At 67.6% G+C, this 17,363-nt stretch carries 13 protein-coding genes; 4 read left to right on the plus strand and 9 right to left on the minus strand.

Translation table 11 applies throughout. From position 1 onward, the window contains the following. Position 1: 1 nt before the first annotated feature. Together dnaJ and hrcA are read right to left on the minus strand one after the other, a co-directional pair. Positions 2 to 1,123 carry a molecular chaperone DnaJ gene (dnaJ, locus tag H4W26_RS02750; RefSeq protein WP_192590634.1) on the minus strand — a complete coding sequence of 374 codons (1,122 nt, stop codon included), beginning with the start codon at positions 1,121 to 1,123 and terminating at the stop codon, positions 2 to 4. Positions 1,124 to 1,135: 12 nt separating this feature from the next. Next, the gene (hrcA, locus tag H4W26_RS02755; RefSeq protein WP_192590635.1) at positions 1,136 to 2,161 is read right to left on the minus strand and encodes a heat-inducible transcriptional repressor HrcA; all 1,026 of its coding nucleotides are present in this window, start codon (positions 2,159 to 2,161) and stop codon (positions 1,136 to 1,138) included. Between the two features lie 66 nt (positions 2,162 to 2,227). On the opposite strand from hrcA, the gene H4W26_RS02760 reads away from it, so the two are divergent. Together H4W26_RS02760 and H4W26_RS02765 are read left to right on the plus strand one after the other, a co-directional pair. Next, the gene (locus H4W26_RS02760; RefSeq protein ID WP_192590636.1) at positions 2,228 to 3,118 is read left to right on the plus strand and encodes a DUF3097 domain-containing protein; all 891 of its coding nucleotides are present in this window, start codon (positions 2,228 to 2,230) and stop codon (positions 3,116 to 3,118) included. A 132-nt stretch (positions 3,119 to 3,250) separates the two neighbouring features. Then, positions 3,251 to 3,682, plus strand: a complete 432-nt coding sequence (locus H4W26_RS02765; RefSeq protein ID WP_192590637.1) for a DUF4870 domain-containing protein — start codon at positions 3,251 to 3,253, stop codon at positions 3,680 to 3,682. A 31-nt stretch (positions 3,683 to 3,713) separates the two neighbouring features. Here H4W26_RS02765 and hemW read toward each other — a convergent pair whose 3' ends face one another. The 7 genes from hemW to H4W26_RS02800 form a co-directional block, all read right to left on the minus strand. Further along, positions 3,714 to 5,003, minus strand: a complete 1,290-nt coding sequence (gene hemW, locus H4W26_RS02770; RefSeq protein ID WP_192590638.1) for a radical SAM family heme chaperone HemW — start codon at positions 5,001 to 5,003, stop codon at positions 3,714 to 3,716. A 2-nt stretch (positions 5,004 to 5,005) separates the two neighbouring features. After that, complete coding sequence (gene lepA, locus H4W26_RS02775; RefSeq protein ID WP_192590639.1) at positions 5,006 to 6,868, minus strand: translation elongation factor 4; 1,863 nt, start codon at positions 6,866 to 6,868, stop codon at positions 5,006 to 5,008. A 187-nt stretch (positions 6,869 to 7,055) separates the two neighbouring features. Beyond that, positions 7,056 to 7,316 (minus strand): 30S ribosomal protein S20, encoded by a 261-nt coding sequence (gene rpsT, locus H4W26_RS02780; RefSeq protein WP_192590640.1) that lies wholly within the window; start codon positions 7,314 to 7,316, stop codon positions 7,056 to 7,058. Positions 7,317 to 7,553: 237 nt separating this feature from the next. Beyond that, entirely contained in the window at positions 7,554 to 8,582 is a 1,029-nt protein-coding gene (gene holA, locus H4W26_RS02785; protein ID WP_192590641.1) for a DNA polymerase III subunit delta, read from the minus strand. A gap of 105 nt (positions 8,583 to 8,687) precedes the next feature. After that, the gene (locus H4W26_RS02790; RefSeq protein WP_192590642.1) at positions 8,688 to 9,614 is read right to left on the minus strand and encodes a MaoC/PaaZ C-terminal domain-containing protein; all 927 of its coding nucleotides are present in this window, start codon (positions 9,612 to 9,614) and stop codon (positions 8,688 to 8,690) included. 3 nt (positions 9,615 to 9,617) lie between these two features. Beyond that, positions 9,618 to 10,985, minus strand: coding sequence for a 3-oxoacyl-ACP reductase (locus H4W26_RS02795; protein WP_192590643.1), 1,368 nt, complete (start codon positions 10,983 to 10,985; stop codon positions 9,618 to 9,620). An 8-nt stretch (positions 10,986 to 10,993) separates the two neighbouring features. Further along, positions 10,994 to 12,286 (minus strand): acetyl-CoA C-acetyltransferase, encoded by a 1,293-nt coding sequence (locus tag H4W26_RS02800; RefSeq protein WP_192590644.1) that lies wholly within the window; start codon positions 12,284 to 12,286, stop codon positions 10,994 to 10,996. Between the two features lie 169 nt (positions 12,287 to 12,455). On the opposite strand from H4W26_RS02800, the gene H4W26_RS02805 reads away from it, so the two are divergent. After that, positions 12,456 to 14,513, plus strand: coding sequence for an acyl-CoA dehydrogenase family protein (locus H4W26_RS02805; RefSeq protein ID WP_192590645.1), 2,058 nt, complete (start codon positions 12,456 to 12,458; stop codon positions 14,511 to 14,513). 37 nt (positions 14,514 to 14,550) lie between these two features. After that, on the plus strand, positions 14,551 to 17,292 hold the full coding sequence (gene pepN / locus H4W26_RS02810; RefSeq protein WP_192590646.1) for an aminopeptidase N: 2,742 nt from the start codon (positions 14,551 to 14,553) through the stop codon (positions 17,290 to 17,292). The last annotated feature ends 71 nt before the right edge of the window (positions 17,293 to 17,363 follow it).

A 17,363-nucleotide genomic window follows, 5' to 3' on the forward strand; every position in this document is an offset into this window, starting at 1 on the left:
CTCAGAGGGCGTCCCAGCGTTCCCGCAGCTTGGCGAAGACGCCGCGGTGCTCGGTGGTGGACTCTCCGCGCTCTTCTCCGCGCTCGGCGGCGAGCTCCCGCAGCAGCTCGGCCTCACGGTCCGAGACCTTGGTCGGGGTCTCCACCTTCAGGTGCACCTTCAGCGCGCCGCGACCGCCGCCGCGCAGGTGCGTGACGCCGCGCTCCTTGAGCGTGAGGACCTCGCCGGACTGGGTGCCCGGCTTCACGGTGAGCGCCTCGGCGCCGTCGAAGGTGTCCAGCTCCACCGTGGTGCCCAGCGCCGCTGCCGTCATCGGGATCGAGACGGTGGCGTGGAGATCGTTGCCCCGGCGGGTGAAGACCTCGTGCGGCTTGACCTCCACCTCGATGAACAGGTCGCCGGAGGGTCCGCCGGCCAGGCCGGCCTCTCCCTCGCCGGCCAGGTGGATCCGGTTGCCGCGGTCGACGCCGGCGGGAACCTTGACCTTGAGCGACTTGCGCTCACGGACCCGGCCCTGACCATCGCACTCCTGGCAGGGATCTTCGATGATGCTGCCGAACCCGGCGCAGCGCGCGCAGGTCTGGGTCTGGATGACGGTGCCGAGGATCGAGCGCATGGGGCGCTGCACCTGACCCTGGCCATGGCAGTCCGGGCAGGTGGTCGGCGAGCTGCCCGGACGTGAGCAGGAGCCGTCACAGACGGTGCAGGTCACGGCCGTCTCGACTTCGACCTCCTTGGTGGTCCCGAAGACCGCATCGCGCAGGTCGATGCGCACGCGGATCAGCGAGTCCTGGCCGCGGCGGGTGCGGGAGGCGGGGCCTCCGCCTCCCCCGCCGAAGAAGGTCTCGAAGATGTCGCCGAATCCGCCGAACCCTCCGCCGGCGCCGCCGCCGGGGAAGCCGGAGCGGCCGTTCTCGTCACCGGTCGCGTCGTAGTTCTGCCGCTTCTGCGAATCCGAGAGCACCTCGTAGGCGCGGCCGAGCACCTTGAACTGCTCGGCGGCGTCCTCGGAGGGGTTCACGTCAGGGTGGAGCTTGCGGGCCTGTTTGCGGTAGGCCTTCTTGATCTCTTCGGTCGACGCCGAACGGCTGACGCCGAGCGCTTCGTAGTAGTCAGTCGTCATCTTCGTAGACGTTCACCCTTCGGAAAGAATTCGGGACAGGTAGCGCGCCATGGCGCGCACTGCGGACATTGTGGAGCCGTAGTCCATGCGGGTAGGACCGACGACGCCGAGCTTGGCGCCCTCGGCACCTGCATGGGTGCCGTACTCGGCAGCGACGACGGCGGTCTCGACCAGCGAGTCGTGACTCGTCTCGTGACCGATCCGGATCGAGAGGCCTCGCCGGTCCTGCTCCATCTCGGTCAACAACCGAAGCAGCACGACTTGTTCCTCAAGCGCTTCAAGGATGGGACCGATGGAGGGCCCGAGGTCGCGGCCCGACCTGGCGAGGTTAGCAGTCCCGGCCATGATGATGCGATCTACGCGGCCCGACTCCAGGATGGTCTCCACCGCTTGCGCGATCACCGCCATCGAGGGACGCAGCACCGGCTCCACGCGGCTGATCAGGGTATCCACAGGCAGCGGAAGCGTGGAGATCCGGCGGTTGAAGAGTTCGTTCGAGAGCACCTGGCCCAGCCGGTGCAGCGAGTCGTCACCGATCGCATCCGCGAGTGTGACCATGCGCTGCTCCACCTTGCCCGAGGAGAGGATCACGACGGTGAGCGCCTTGTGCGGGGACATGGAGACGACGTCGATGTGCCGGATAGTCGCGGTGGAGCGCTGTGGATGCTGGATCACGGCCACCTGATTGGTGAGCATGGCCAGCAGACGCACGGTCTGTTCCAGCATCGAGTCATGATCGTCGGCGGACTCGACCAGGGTGTCCATCGCCCGGCGCTCTGCCGCCGAGAGGGGTCGCACCTCGGTGATCTTGTCCACGAACCGGCGGTAGCCCAGATCGGTAGGGATCCTCCCGGCCGAGGTGTGCGGGGCCGCGATGAGACCCTCCTCTTCGAGGTGGGCCATGTCGTTGCGGATCGTGGCGGGGGACACCTCCAGGTCATGGCGCTCCACCAGCGCGCGGGAGCCCACCGGCTCCCGGGTCTGGACGTAGTCCTCGACGATGGCACGCAGGACCTGCAGACGGCGGGTGTCTGACATGCTGCTCGGGCCTCCTGAACCTCTGGCACTCGATGAGTACAAGTGCTAATTCTACAATGGGTGACCATGAGCGCATCTCACTTCCCCGGCAGACGTTCCTCCTCCTCACCTGGGTGGGGCGCGCAGGACCTCTCGAGCCTGCGCGCTTCGCAGCAGATCACGGTCCAGCCGCTCCCAGCGGACCCTGGCACGGTGATCGAGGAGGTCGAGTCAGGCTGGGTCGGCGCAGTGGTTTCCGTCGAGGCTTCCGGCGGCGTGCGCGTGGTGAGCCTGGAGGACCGCAGGGGAAAGATCCGCTCCTTCCCCCTGGGGTACGGCTTCCTCTATGAGGGCCAGCCGGTCGAGCTGACTCCCCCGACGCCGCGCGCCGCGGCCCCCGTGCCCACGCGCACCGCGTCAGGCTCCGTGGCGGTGGCAGATGTGCGGGCACGCGTGGCCCGGGCCTCACGCATCTGGGTCGAAGGCACCCACGACGCGGAGCTGGTCGAGAAGGTGTGGGGCGAGGACCTGCGGATCGAGGGTATCGTCGTGGAGCCGCTGCACGGCGCCGATGACCTGCTCGCGGCGGTCCGTGAGTTTCAGCCCGGCCCGCGACGCCGGGTGGGCGTGCTGCTGGACCATCTCGTTCCGGGGTCAAAAGAGACACGGATCGCCCGGGAGGCGATGCAGGCCTCGGGGGCCAGAGGAAACCTGCTGGTGCTCGGACACCCCTATGTGGATGTCTGGCAGGCGGTGAAGCCGCACCTGCTCGGTCTGCAGCGCTGGCCCGACATCCCGCGCAGCGAGGACATCAAGGTCGGCACGCTCAAGGCGCTGGGCTGGCCACATGCCCAGCAGCGTGACATCGCCCAGGGATGGAAACGGATTCTCGGTCAGGTCACCAGCTACGCCGATCTGGAACCTTCGCTGCTGGGGCGGGTCGAGGAGCTCATCGACTTCGTCACAGTGGAGGACTGAGCACGAGCCGTTGTGTCCAATGAGACTCCGACACGCAGCCCGAGGCCAGTGTCCATCCAGGGAGATTCGCTAGAATTCACACCTGAAGCATGTAGGTGTACGAGAGTCTGACACCTGAATCACGGAGGTGAAGTGGCGCATAACCAGGAACCCCAGGGCGACCGATCGAGGCAGTACGCCAGATCGGATTCCTCCGAGCGCCTGAAGGGCTCTGCTGCCGCAGCACCTCCCCTGACCCCTGCCGAGGACCGCCGCTGGGCCACACTGGCCCACTTCGGCGCGCTCATCGGCTGCTTCCCGGCCCTGGCGATCTACCTGGTCTACCGCGACCGGGGTCCGTTCACCGCCCAGGAGTCCAAGGAGGCGCTGAACTTCACCCTCCCGGTGACCGCAGTGATGCTCGCCTGCTACATCCTGGCGCTGATCCCCGCCATCGGCTGGGTCTTCGGCATCATCGCCGTGCTGCTGTGGGTCTACATGACGCTCTCCGGCCTGGTGGCCGGGATCCAGTGCAACAAGGGACGGCCGTACCGCTACCCGATGAACCTGCGCCTCATCCACTGAGGCGCTCACTCACCGAGCCGCTCGGTGGCTCTCACTCAGGGGCGAGGCGTCGCGTCACCGCGTCCGCCAGCAGCCTCCCGCGCAGGGTCAGCACTGCCCGGCCCTCACGGTGATCGGCCGTCGGCGCAGCCGCCTGAGCGCTGATCAGTCCGTCCTGGACCAGGGAGTCCATGGTGGCGGGGGTAATCTGCTCGCCCTGGGTGCGCGCCAGCTCTGGCAGCTCGTTGTACTCCGCGATGTCCAGTCCGTCGGCCAGCCTCAGCCGCAGCATCAGGTGTTCGAGGACCTTGTCCTCGTCCTGGAGCTCTTCACGTCCGTGGCCCGGAGTCGTCCCGCTGCTCAGGCGCTGCGCGTAGGCCGCGGGGTGCTTGACGTTCCACCAGCGGAGCCCCGCCATGTGTGAATGCGACCCTGGGCCGGCGCCCCACCAGTCGGAGTCCACCCAGTAGTTCAGGTTGTGCGCTGACCGGGTCGCCCTGCTCGTGGAGAAGTTGGAGACCTCGTACCAGTCGAAGCCGGCTGCACCGAGGACCTCCTCGGTGAGCAGGTACTTGTCGGCCTGGTCATCAGAGTCGATGTCCGCCAGCACGCCCCGACGGATCTTCGCCGCCATGGCCGTGCCCTCTTCGATGATCAGCGAATAGGCGGAGATGTGATCCGGCCGCAGCGCGACCGCGTGTTCGAGGCTGCTGCGCCAGTCCTCGAGGCTCTCCCCGGGTGTCCCGGAGATGAGGTCGAGGCTGACCTGCAGACCTGCGGCTCGCGCAGCCTTGACCGCGCGCTCGACGTTGGCCGGGTCGTGTGTCCGGTCCAGCGTCTTGAGCACCTCGGGCACCGCCGACTGCATGCCGAGGCTCAGCCGGGTGAACCCTGCCTGGGCCAGGATGTGGGCGGTCTCTTCGGTGATCGTGTCGGGATTCGCCTCGGTGGTGATTTCAGCCTCGGGCATGAAGCCGAAGAGTTCGCGTGCCCGGGTCAGGATGCGGGCAAGCTCCTCGGGAGGCAGCAGAGTCGGTGTGCCGCCGCCGAAGAACACCGTGGACAGCGCCCGCTCGGGCGCCTCCATGGAGTCCAGCACGCCGCGGGCGAAGACCAGCTCGGAGATCAGCGTGTCCGGATAGGACAGCTGTGAGGCGCCGGGGCCGAGGTCTTCGGCGGTGTAGGTGTTGAAGTCGCAATAGCCGCAGCGCACGCTGCAGAAGGGGATGTGGACGTAGAGGCCGAAGGGCACCTCAGCCCGGGACGGGAGCGCCTGCTGCACCGCCGTCGGGAAGCTGCCATCAGCAGGGACCGGGTCGCCGAGAGGAAGGGTGGAGGGCAAGCCTACTTCTTCCCAGCCTTCTCCTTGCCGGCCTCCTCGTCGGAGGAGAGTGCGGCGATGAACGCCTCCTGCGGGACCTCCACGGTGCCGACCATCTTCATGCGCTTCTTGCCCTCCTTCTGCTTCTCCAGCAGCTTGCGCTTGCGGCTGATGTCGCCGCCGTAGCACTTGGAGAGCACATCCTTGCGGATCGCGCGAATGTTCTCACGGGCGATGATGCGGGATCCGATCGCGGCCTGGATCGGCACCTCAAACTGCTGCCGCGGGATCAGGTCCTTCAGTCGCGACGCCATCTTCACCCCATAGGCGTAGGCGGAATCGCGGTGGGTGATCGCGGAGAACGCGTCGACCTGGTCGCCCTGCAGCAGGATGTCGACCTTCACCAGATCGGCCGGCTGCTGCCCGGTGCCCTGCCAGTTCAGCGAGGCATAGCCCTTGGTGCGTGACTTGAGCTGGTCGAAGAAGTCGAACACGATCTCTGCCAGGGGCATCCGGTAGCGGATCTCCACGCGTTCCTCGGAGAGGTAGTCCATGCCTTCCATCGAGCCGCGCCGGGACTGGCAGAGCTCCATGACGGGTCCGATGAACTCGGCCGGGACGATCACGGTCGCATCCACGATGGGTTCGCGGATCTCGAGGACCTTGCCCTCGGGGAACTCGGAGGGATTCGTGACCCGGTGGACTTCTCCGTCTTCGGCGGTGACCTCGTAGATCACGTTGGGTGCGGTGGAGATCAGATCGAGGTTGTACTCGCTCTCCAGCCGCTCTCGGGTGATCTCCAGGTGCAGCAGCCCGAGGAAGCCCACACGGAAGCCGAAGCCCAGCGCGGTGGAGGTCTCGGGCTCGAAGTTCAGGGCGGCGTCGTTGAGCTGCAGCTTCTCCAGCGCCTCGCGCAGCACCGGGAAGTCTGATCCGTCGAGCGGGAAGAGCCCGGAGAAGACCATCGGGGACGGATCGTCATAGCCGCCGATGATCTCGTCAGCGGGGCGGTTCTGCGAGGTGACGGTGTCCCCGACCTTGGAGAGCCGGACGTCCTTGACACCGGTGATCAGGTAGCCGACCTCGCCGACGCCGAGCCCCTTGGTGGCCTCGGGCTCCGGGGAGGACACTCCGATCTCGAGCAGCTCATGGGTGGCGCCGGTGGACATCATCTTGATCTTCTCTCGGTGCGAGAGCCTGCCGTCCACCACGCGCACGAAGGTGACCACGCCGCGGTAGGTGTCATAGACGGAGTCGAAGATCATGGCGCGGGCGGGAGCGTCGGCGTCGCCCTCGGGGGCGGGGACCTGCGCGACGATGCGGTCCAGCAGCTCCTCCACGCCGTCGCCGGTCTTGCCGGAGACACGCAGCACGTCCTCGGGCTCGCAGCCGATCAGGTACGCGAGCTCCTCTGCGTATTTGTCCGGCTGGGCGGAGGGCAGGTCGATCTTGTTGAGCACCGGAATGATCGTCAGGTCGTGCTCCATGGCGAGGTAGAGGTTGGCCAGCGTCTGCGCCTCGATGCCCTGAGCGGCGTCGACCAGCAGCAGAGCGCCCTCGCAGGCTGCCAGCGAGCGGGAGACCTCATAGGCGAAGTCCACGTGCCCGGGGGTGTCGATCATGTGGAAGGCGTAGCTCTTCCCGTCGAAGTCCCACGGCATCCGGACCGCCTGCGACTTGATCGTGATGCCGCGGTCGCGTTCGATGTCCATCCGGTCGAGGTACTGGGCCTTCATGTCCCGGGACTGCACGACGCCGGTCAGCTGCAGCATGCGATCCGCGAGCGTGGACTTGCCGTGGTCGATATGCGCGATGATGCAGAAATTCCGGATCGCACTGGGATCAGTTGCGGCGGGCACCTGCGTGCTGGCGGCCTTCGGAGACACGGTGGTGGGAGTCCTTTGCTGGTCGAGACGCCGGGCATTGTGCTGCACCTGGCAGTTCATTGTTCCATGATTATCGTCGATCATGACCTGCGCGTGGCGGAAGGTCGTACAAGAACGGGGGCCCCGCGCAGCGCGCAGGGCCCCCGTGTGCTCGCTCGAGAGAGCGGGCGAACTAGTGCGTCAGCTTCTACAGAGCGTTGACCTTGGCGGCCAGACCGGACTTGCGGTTGGCGGCGTTGTTCTTGTGCAGCACACCCTTGGAGACGGCCTTGTCGAGCTTGCGGGCGGCCTCGCGGTTGGCGACGATCGCTGCGTCCTTGTCACCGGCGGCGACAGCGTTGCGCACCTTCTTGATGGCAGTCCGCAGCTGGGACTTGACGCCCTGGTTGCGCTGGCGCGCCTTCTCGTTCGTGAGAATGCGCTTCTTCTGAGATTTGATGTTGGCCACGAGTAGTCTTTCTGTCTGAGTTCACTGGTCGTGAGGGCTATCCCTGTTGTCCGGCAGCAGACAGACTCTGGTGGCGTGGGGTTGCCATGGCGATTGCACAGTCCATTGAGGTAGAGGGCTCAGGACTGCGCGGGACTTACTGCCGCAGGGCTTTGGGGCTCTTTCGAACCCCAGACACTGCCTATAGATGCTAGCAGAGAAGCAGGAGTCGGGCCACCGAGCAGGCGCAGCGTCGGTTCAGCGTCCGACCGCCGAGGCGATGGCCGTGATGGCCCGTTCCACGGCGTATTCGGGTGTGCGGGAGGCACCCTTGGCCTCGGCGTCGGCACGGGCCACCGCCTCGATGGCCTCGGCTGCGCGCTGCGGATGCCACCGGCGAGCCGTCTCTGCCACCTGGGCGAGCTGCCAGGGCGCGGCGCCCAGGGAGGAGGCCAGAGAGGCGGGGCTCCCCCGATGGTCCACGAGGGCAGCGATATGCCGCCCTTTGCGCGCCAGTGCGGCGGTGACCGCGATGGGCGAGACACCGGTGGCGATCGCGTGCCGGTAGAGCCGCGTCGCGGCCTCCTGCCGACCCTCGAAGGCTGCGTCGGCGACCTTGAAGGCGGTAGCCTCCACCCGGCCCCCGTGGTACCGGTCCACATGGTCCTCGGTGATGTCCCCGGAGACATCAGCCATGAGCTGCTTGCAGGCGCCGCCGAGGTCCGAGAGCGTGGACCCGGCCGCGGCGACCAGCGCCCGGGCGGCGTCGGCGTGGATCTCGCGGCCCGCGGAACGGAATTCCCGGCGCACGAAGTCGAGCTTCTCGTGATCGTTCTTCGCCCCGGCACAGTCGACGACGACGGCCCGTCGACTCAGCGCGTCGAGCAGCTTCTTGCCCCGGTTGCCCCCGCTGTGACGCATCATGAGTGTGACATCGGCGGTGTCCTCCTCGAGGTAGGCGAGCGCGTCGGCCAGGAAGGTGTCATTCATGGCGGAGAGGTCCTCGGCCAGGATGAGTCGGGGTTCTCCGAAGAGCGAGGGAGAGGCGATCGTGGCCAGCTCTCCCGGTGACGCGGCGGAGACGTCCATGCGGGTGAATTCGAGGTCGGGATGCTCCTGGCGGAGCGCACGCTTGACCCGGTCCACGGCACGGCTGGCGAGGTAGTCCTCGCCGCCCTTGAGCAGGATCAGCGGCGCGGGCTCGAGGGTGCGGAAGTCCGACCCTTCGGCCGTCTTCGCACCCCGGCCCGAGCCGCTGCGTGATGTTCCTGCCCGTTGCGTCGCCATAGCCCCATCGTATCCGCCGGGCGGGACACGTCCCGGCCCGGGACAGCCCCCACGGGGTCAGCCCCACCGGATCGGCTCCAGCCAGGGCAGCTCGGCCCGTCCTGCTCAGCCCAGCTGAAGCTCGGCGCTGAAGTGCAGGCGCGACTTCCGCGGATTCCACCCCGTGAATCTCAGCTGCGAGGCGTCGACATGCTCCACGGCGAACGCGACCGTGGCGGGCAGTGCGACGGGCGCGGCGAAGTCGATGGACCAGCTGTGACCGGCACCCTCAGGCTCGCGTCCTTCGAGCATCCGTCCTGCCGAGTACATGCCATGGAGAATCGCCGAGGGCATGCCCAGCGCCTTCGCCGCGAGGTTCGAGACGTGGATCGGGTTGTAGTCCCCCGAGACGGCGGCGTAGGACCTGCCGGCCCCCGCACCCAGGCGCCATGAGGCCGTCTTCACCGGAGGGATGAACTCTTTCCGCACGGTCTCCGCGGCGTCCGGCGGCGTCTGTTCGCCGAGTTCGATGCCCCGGCTCAGGTAGGTGGAGACTCCGCGCCACAGCACGGCGCTCTCGTCGAGATTCTCCGGGTCTGCGGAGTCCTCCAGGACCAGGACCCGGATGTCGACCTGGGTGCCCCGGCGATGCGCACGCAGGTTCTCGGCACTGACCAGCACCTGCACCGGCTGGGCGAGCCTGATCGGCCGAAGATGCTCGACCCGGTTGGCCAGGTGCACCAGTCCCATCAGCGGCAGCGGAAAGTCCTCACGGCTCATCAGCGCCATCTGGACCGGGAAGCCGATGATGTGCACCAGCACCGAGGGCAGCGCGGTGCGATGTGCGCCGTCGAAGGGTTCTCCTGAGAAGAGCCTGCGGTAGCGTTCCGCCTGCTCCAGACTGACTCCAGGGTGGCGGGCCAAAAGCGACGCCTGCGGCAGCTGGCTCGTGGGCGGCGTGGAGCGCAGCCCGGGAAGCTTGGCGCGCGCTGCCCCCAGCACCGCCTGGCCGTAGAGCGTGCGCAGCTGGGGCATCTCGATGCGGACGGCCATGGCTCAGGCCCCCACGAGGTTCTGGCCACAGACCCGCAGGGTCAGCCCGGAGGTGCCGCCGGCCTGGGGCGAGGCGAGGAACGAGATGGTCTCCGCCACGTCCACCGGCAGGCCGCCCTGGTTGAGTGAATTCAGCCGCCGCGCGACCTCGCGGGTCGCGAAGGGGATCTTCGCCGTCATCTCGGTCTCGATGAAGCCGGGAGCCACCGCATTGATCGTGCCGTGCCGAGAGGCCATCTGCGCGGAGGTGGCCGCGACCATTCCCATGACACCGGCCTTGGAGGCCGCGTAGTTGGTCTGCCCGCGATTGCCGGCGATCCCGGAGGTCGAGGCCAGCGAGACGATGCGCGGACCCATCCCGGAGCCTCCGTGGGCATCGGAGTTGAACAGCTCCGAAGCCAGGAAGGCGCGGTTCATGCGCAGCTGCGACTCGATGTTGACGGCGATGACCGAGTTCCAGCGCGCATCATCCATGTTGGCGAGCAGCTTGTCGCGCGTGATGCCTGCGTTGTGCACCACGATGTCGAGCCGACCATAGTGCTGGGTGGCATGGGCGAGGATCCGCTCCCCCGCGTCCTGTGTCGTGATGTCCAGCTGCAGGGCCGTGCCGGAGACCTCATTGGCCACCGCCGCCAGCTGCTCACCTGCGGCGGGGATGTCCACCAGGATCACGGAAGCGCCGTCGCGGCGCAGCACGCGAGCGATGGAGGCGCCGATGCCACGGGCCGCCCCGGTCACCACGGCAACCTGGTCGCGCAGCGGGCGGTCCCAGTCCTGGGGCAGCGCACCGTTGACGGTGTCCACCGAGATGAACTGCCCGGAGACGAAGGCCGAGCGTCCGGAGAGCAGGAAGCGCAGGGCTCCCGCAGCACCGGGAGCCGAGGCGTCCAGCGAATCCGCCAGCACGATCCCGTTGGCGGTGCCGCCGGCGCGCATCTCATGGGCGGTGGAGCGGGTGAGGCCCTGCACCGCTGACCGCGCAGCGCGCACGGCAGGATCGTGAGTGCCCGTCGGGTCGCGGAAGACGGTGATGACGCGACCGGAGGGCATCAGCTGCTTGAGCAGCGACCCCAGTTCCAGGACCACCTCGCTGAGCTGGGCAGGAGTCGAGACAGAGTCGAAGCAGGCGACGACGGCGGCCACCTTCTCCTTGGGTCCGATATGGCGCCGCACATCAAGACCCCAGCCCAGCATGCGTTCCGCGAGCGCCGCGGAGGCCTCTGTGGTGCCGAGCACGACCACCGGTCCCCGGGCCAGAGGCTGGCCGGGGCGATGGCGCCGGAGCCGGGCGGGCTGGGGAAGACCGAGATTCTTGGTCAGCGTCCGGCCGAAGCCGGTGTTGGCGAAGTCGGTGTAGAGGTCTTTGGGCATGGGTGGGTTCACCGTCCTTCGATGATCGCGGTGATGCCCTGGCCGCCGGCGGCGCACACCGAGATGAATCCGAGCTTGCCCGGCTTGCCGTGGAGCTCCTTGGCGAGTGAGGCGACGATCCGTCCACCGGTGGCAGCGAAGGGGTGCCCTGCCGCCAGCGAGGAGCCGTTGACGTTGAGCCGGCTCCGGTCGATCGTGCCCAGTGCGGAGTCCAGCCCGAGCTTGTTCTTGCAGAACTCCTCGGACTCCCAGGCCTTGATCTGGGCCAGCACGGTGGAGGCGAAGGCCTCGTGGATCTCGAGATATTCGAAGTCCTCGAAGCGGAGGTTGTTGCGCTTGAGCATGCGGGCTGCGGCGTAGGCGGGCGCCATCAGCAGGCCCTCGGCGCCGTCCACGAAGTCCACGGCACCCTCTTCGTAGTCGATGAAGTTCGCCAGCTTCGGCAGGTCGTGCGCGTCGGCCCACTCCTCGGAGCCGAGCAGGACTGCGGAGGCGCCGTCGGTCAGTGCGGTGGAGTTGGCCGCCGTCATGGTGGCCTCCTCCCCCAGGTCACGGCCGAAGGCCGGGGAGAGCTTGCCCAGCCTCTCCAGCGTGGAGTCGGCGCGCATGTTGTTGTCCCGGTTCAGTCCCTTGAAGGGGGTGACCAGGTCGTCGAAGAATCCTCGGTCGTAGGCGGCGGCCAGGTTCTTGTGGCTGGCCAGCGCGAGCTCGTCCTGCTCCGCTCGGGTGATGCCCCAGGCGTGGGCGGTGATCGCCATATGCTCGCCCATGGAGAGTCCGGTGCGGGGCTCGTTGACGCCGGGGGCCTGCGGAGCAAGGTGGGCTGGACGGATCTTGGACAGCGCCTTGAGCCGCTGGCTCAGGGTCTTGGCACGATTGGCCTCCATCAGGATGCCGCGCAGCTCATCGGTCACCACGATCGGGGCGTCCGAGATCGAGTCCACGCCACCTCCGATTGCGGAATCGATCTGCCCGAGCTTGATCTTGTTCGCCAGCGAGCCGATGGCCTCCATGCCGGTGGCACAGGCCATCTGCACGTCGAAGGCCGGAGTCTTCGGGTCCAGCGGGGTGCCCAGCACCGATTCGCGGGTCAGGTTGAAGTTCTTGGAGTGCTTCATCACCGCACCTGCTGCAACGGTGCCCAGCTGCTGGCCCTGGAGGCCGAACCGCGCCACCAGCCCGTTCAGCGTCGAGGTCAGCATGTCTTGGTTTCCGGCGGTGGCGTAGGCGCTGTGGGCCCGGGCGAAGGGGATGCGGTTTCCGCCGATGATGACGGCGTCGCGGACGTTCTGTGCACTCATGGAACTCACTCCTGGTCTGGGGGTTGCAGGTCCCGACGGGTCGCGGCCTGGTGGGGCCGGATCGGCAGGTCTTGCATTTGTTACTGGTCAGTATCATAGACTATTTTGTGTGCAGGATCACTGATCATTCGAGTGGCCCGCCCGCTCATCCCAGCTCTGAGGAGACTCCATGTCCCACCCCACGGTCACCGACCCCATCGACGCCGCCGACACCGAAGTCCGCGTGGACAAGAAGGTGATGGAGGACGTGCTGCTCGGGCATTGGGCCGACACTCGTCGCCACGCCCGGGAGCTGCTCAAGAACGAGGCCTTCCACAAGGTCGAGGGAATGTCCAAGGAGGATCACCGCGAGCGCGTCTTCAAGCAGATGCACCTGCTTGCCGAGGACGGCGCGGTGCACCGGGCGTTCCCGAAGGAGTTCGGCGGCTCCGACGCCCACGGGGCGAACATCGCCGCCTTCGAGGAGCTCGTCACCGCGGATCCCTCGCTGCAGATCAAGGCCGGCGTGCAGTGGGGCCTCTTCGCCGCCGCCGTGATGCACCTGGGATCCGAGGACCATCACCGCCGGTTCCTTCCCGCCACCATGGACCTCCGGGCTCCGGGCGCCTTCGCGATGACCGAGTTCGGCCACGGCTCCGACGTCGCCTCCATCGGCACCACCGCGACCTATGACCCGTCCACCGAGGAGTTCATCCTCAACACTCCCTTCCCCGCCGCCACCAAGCGTTACCTCGGCAATGCCGCGAATGACGCCAAGGACGCCGTCGTCTTCGCCCAGCTGATCACCAATGGGGTCAACCACGGCGTGCACTGCCTCTACACCAACATCCGGGGCGAGGACGGCAAGCCGCTGGCAGGCATCACCATCACCGATGAGGGCCAGAAGGGCGGCCTCAACGGGGTGGATAACGGCTGCTTCAGCTTTGACAACATCCGAGTGCCACGGACCAACCTGCTCAACCGCTATGGCGACGTCGCCGCTGACGGCACCTACAGCTCGCCGATCGACTCCCCCGGTCGTCGCTTCTTCACGATGCTCGGCACCCTGGTGCAGGGGCGCGTCTCACTCACCGGCGCCTCGGTGGCGGCTTCGAAGCTGGCTCTCATCGGTGCGATCACCTACGGCAACCAGCGCCGCCAGTTCAACGCCTCCTCCACGATCGAGGAAGAGGTGCTGCTGGACTATCAGCTCCATCAGCGTCGCCTGCTGCCGCGCCTGGCCACCACCTTCGCGGCGAACTTCGCCCACGAGAACCTGCTGACCAAGCTCGATGACGTCTTCTCCGGCAAGGATGCTTCTGACGAGAACCGCCAGGAGCTGGAGACCCTCGCCGCCGCGATCAAGTCCGTGACCACCTGGCACGCGCTGGACACGCTGCAGGAGGCCCGCGAGGCCTGTGGCGGGGCGGGCTTCATCTCCGAGAACCGGCTGGTCTCGCTGCGCGCCGACCTCGACGTCTACGTCACCTTCGAAGGCGACAACAACGTGCTGCTCCAGCTGGTCGCCAAGCGGCTGCTCAGCGACTATGCCGCAGAGTTCAAGGACGCCGACTTCGGTGTGCTCTCCCGCTACGTGGCCAATCAGGCACAGTCCACGGTGATGAACCGCTTCGGTCTGCGCCGCGCCGTGCAGTCAGTCCAGGACACCGGCGATGAACGGCGCAGCGCCAACTGGTTCAAGCAGCCCGAGGTGCAGCGTGAGCTGCTCACCGAACGCTCCCGGCAGATGGTCATCGATGTGGCCGGCGAGCTGCGGTCGGCCTCGAAGCTGCCCGCCGCCAAGCAGGCGGCGATCTTCAACGAGCACCAGTTCGAGATCATCAACGCCGCGAAGGCCCATGCGGACCTGTTGCTCTGGGAATCCTTCACCGAGGCCCTGGAGCGGGTGAGCGATCCGGGCACCAAGCAGATCATGACCTGGCTGCGCGACCTGTACGCGCTGACCCGCATCGAGGACACCCTGGACTGGTATCTGCTCAACGGACGGATCTCCTCCCAGCGGGCGCGCACGCTGACCCCCTACGTGAACCGGCTGCTCGAGCGCCTGCGCCCACACGCCCAGGACATCGTGGACTCCTTCGGCTACTCCCCCGAACATGTCCGCATGGAGATCACCTCGGGCGCCGAGCAGCGGCGCCAGGACGAGTCCATGGAGTACTACCGGGCACTGCGGGCCTCCCCTGACGGCCCGGTGGACGAGAAGCTGATGCAGTCGCGGAAGAGGTGAATCGGAAGCCCGCGCGGGCTTCTGCTTGAATAGCAGGATGGATTCCGAGCTTGCGTTCCCCCGTGCCGATGAAGAGAACCTGACCCGCGAGGAGGCTGCCCGGCGCAGTGCCCTCCTCACGGTCCAGGACTATGAGGTCGAGGTGGATCTGCGTGCTGCCGGGGCCGCCGATGCGGTGACTTACCCCGTGCACACCAGGATCCACTTCGAGGCCTCCGAGCCGGGTGCCTCGACCTTCCTGGATCACCTCGGGGACTCGGTCGAGTCAGTGGTGCTCAACGGGGTGGCGCTGGAGACCCCGACCCATGTGGGTCCGGCCCGGATCCTGCTGCCGGAGCTCCGTGCGGGCAACGTGGTGGAGATCTTCTCCACCGCGCGGTATTCGCGCTCGGGTGAAGGTCTGCACCGGTTCGTGGATCCGGCCGACGACCAGGTGTACCTGTACACCCAGTACGAACCTGCCGATTCCCGGCGGGTCTTCCCGGTCTTCGAGCAGCCCGACCTCAAGGCGCAGTTCAGCTTCTCGATCATCGGCCCGCACGTCTGGCAGCTGCGGTCCAACGGAGCGGAGATCGCCCGCGAGGTGCTCGACGCTGGCACGCCGGACCCCCAGGGTGGCGTCCTGGCTGAGCCGCCGGTCTGCGTGACCTTCGAGAAGACTCCTCGGATGTCGTCCTACATCACGGCCCTGTTGGCGGGTCCGTACCACCGCGTCGCGGGGCACTACAGTCGCCACGGTGGGTCTGGCGACGTCGCCGGGCTCCCCGGCGGTGAGTCGCTGGAGGTCGAGCTCGGGGTGCTCTGCCGCGCCTCGCTCGCGGAGCACTTCGACGCCGAGGAGCTGCTGGAGCTGACCCGGCGCGGGTTGGACTTCTTCCACCAGGAGTTCGGCTACGCCTACCCGTGGGGGAAGTACGACCAGGTCTTCGTGCCGGAGTACAACCTCGGTGCGATGGAGAACCCCGGTCTCGTCACCTTCACCGAGAAGTATGTCTTCGACACTGCAGCCACCGACGCACAGTACGAGACCCGCGCGAACACCCTGATGCATGAGATGGCGCATATGTGGTTCGGCGACCTGGTGACCATGCACTGGTGGGACGACCTGTGGCTCAAGGAGTCCTTCGCGGACTACATGGGATCCCTCGCGGTCGACGAGGCCACGGACTGGACGACCTCCTGGATCTCCTTCGCCAACGGGCGCAAGGCCTGGGCCTATGTGCAGGATCAGCTGCCGACCACGCATCCGATCGTGGCGGACATTCCCGACCTCGAAGCGGCCGATCAGAACTTCGACGGGATCACCTACGCCAAGGGCGCCTCGGTGCTCAAGCAGCTGGCTGCCTACGCCGGTCGCGAGTCCTTCCGTGAGGCAGCCCAGCGTTACTTCGCCCGGCATGCCTTCGGCAATGCCACCCTGGCGGACTTCCTCGCAGTCCTGGAGGAGGTCACCGGAGCCAATATGGACAGCTGGGCGCAGGCCTGGCTGCAGACCGCCGGCGTGCCGGTGCTCTCCGCGGAGCTCGGCGACTCGGCTGAAGACCCCTCCGGCGGCACCGTCGTGGTCCGTCAGCAGGGCACGGACCCGGCCACCGGGGAGCCTGTGGCGCGCCCGCACCGCATCCGGGTGGGTGTCCACGTCCTGGACACCGCCACAGGCACGCTGAGACTGCACGCCGCCGAGGAGGTCTTCCTGGACCCTGCCGCCGCAGGCGGACTGACCCCGGTTCCCGCGCTGAGCGTGCCCCGAGATCAGCCCCGGCTGCTGCTGCCCAACGAGGGTGACCTGACCTACGCCAAGATCAGCCTCGACGCTGAATCACTGGCTGCGGTGCTGAGCTACCCGGTGGCGGACCCGTTGGCCCGGGCCACCGTCTGGGCGGCCCTGTGGTCCATGGTGCGCGACGGCGAGCTCAGCTCCCGCCGCTTCCTGCAGGCCGTGCAGACCATGGGTCTGGGCATCGAGGAGATCGTCGTCGTCCAGGGGCTGCTGCGGCAGTCGCTCACGGCGCTGGAGCGCTTCACGCCACCGGCCCAGCGCGGTGCGCTGCAACAGGACCTCGCTGGCAGGCTGGCCGGGGAGCTGACTCGCACCGACGGAGACCATCAGCGCGCCATCGCACGAACCCTGGCGGTCCTCTCGCGTCGGGAGGGCTCGCAGCTGGACCTGCTCGAGGCGCTGCTCGACGGTTCGGGCGAAGACTTCGGCATCTCCGGCCTGCGCATCGACGAGGAGCTGCGCTGGGCGTTCCTGCAGGCGCTGGCCGCGCATGGCCGCGTCGACATGGGGCAGCTGGACGCGGAGCTCACCGCGAAGACCACCGCCCGGGCGCGCATCGCGCACCGGCTGGCCGCGGCCGCACGACCCGACCGCCGAGTGAAGGCCGACGCATTCGAACAGGCCCTTGGCGGGACCGATGAGGACGGGCGCGAGCTCTCCAACGATCACCTCACCGCCACCGTGGAGGGCTTCGGCATCGCCGCAGATCCCGCCACGGCCTCACTCATCGCCGCGCAGACAGAGGCCTATTTCGAGTCTCTGCTGCGGGTCTGGAACCAGATGAGTCAGGGACAGGCCACCCGCGTGATCTCTGGCCTCTACCCCGGAGCTCAGGATCTCGAGGAGGGCCAGGTCCCGGAGGAGCACCCGCTGGTGCTGCGCACCGCTGCCTGGCTGCAGGAGAACGCCGAGGCCCCGGGGGCCCTGCGTCGGCTGCTGATCGAGGAGCAGGACCACCTGCTCCGCGGACTCCGCGCCCAGGCCGCTGCCCAGGTCTGAGCCGGACCGGGGACTGAGCCCTCGGGTTCGCGCGCTCCTCATCGCTGTTGTCGCATCCCTATGCCATGTCC

The sequence above is a fragment of the Nesterenkonia halotolerans genome, assembly GCF_014874065.1.
In the GTDB taxonomy this organism is placed as follows: Bacteria; Actinomycetota; Actinomycetes; order Actinomycetales; family Micrococcaceae; genus Nesterenkonia; species Nesterenkonia halotolerans.

Coding starts and splice junctions, on each gene's coding strand:
- dnaJ (WP_192590634.1), bottom strand. CDS start 1,123: ATGACGACTGACTACTACGAAGCGCTCGGCGTCAGCCGTTCGGCGTCG.
- hrcA (WP_192590635.1), bottom strand. CDS start 2,161: ATGTCAGACACCCGCCGTCTGCAGGTCCTGCGTGCCATCGTCGAGGAC.
- H4W26_RS02760 (WP_192590636.1), top strand. CDS start 2,228: ATGAGCGCATCTCACTTCCCCGGCAGACGTTCCTCCTCCTCACCTGGG.
- holA (WP_192590641.1), bottom strand. CDS start 8,582: ATGGCGACGCAACGGGCAGGAACATCACGCAGCGGCTCGGGCCGGGGT.
- H4W26_RS02790 (WP_192590642.1), bottom strand. CDS start 9,614: ATGGCCGTCCGCATCGAGATGCCCCAGCTGCGCACGCTCTACGGCCAG.
- H4W26_RS02795 (WP_192590643.1), bottom strand. CDS start 10,985: ATGCCCAAAGACCTCTACACCGACTTCGCCAACACCGGCTTCGGCCGG.
- H4W26_RS02800 (WP_192590644.1), bottom strand. CDS start 12,286: ATGAGTGCACAGAACGTCCGCGACGCCGTCATCATCGGCGGAAACCGC.
- H4W26_RS02805 (WP_192590645.1), top strand. CDS start 12,456: ATGTCCCACCCCACGGTCACCGACCCCATCGACGCCGCCGACACCGAA.
- pepN (WP_192590646.1), top strand. CDS start 14,551: ATGGATTCCGAGCTTGCGTTCCCCCGTGCCGATGAAGAGAACCTGACC.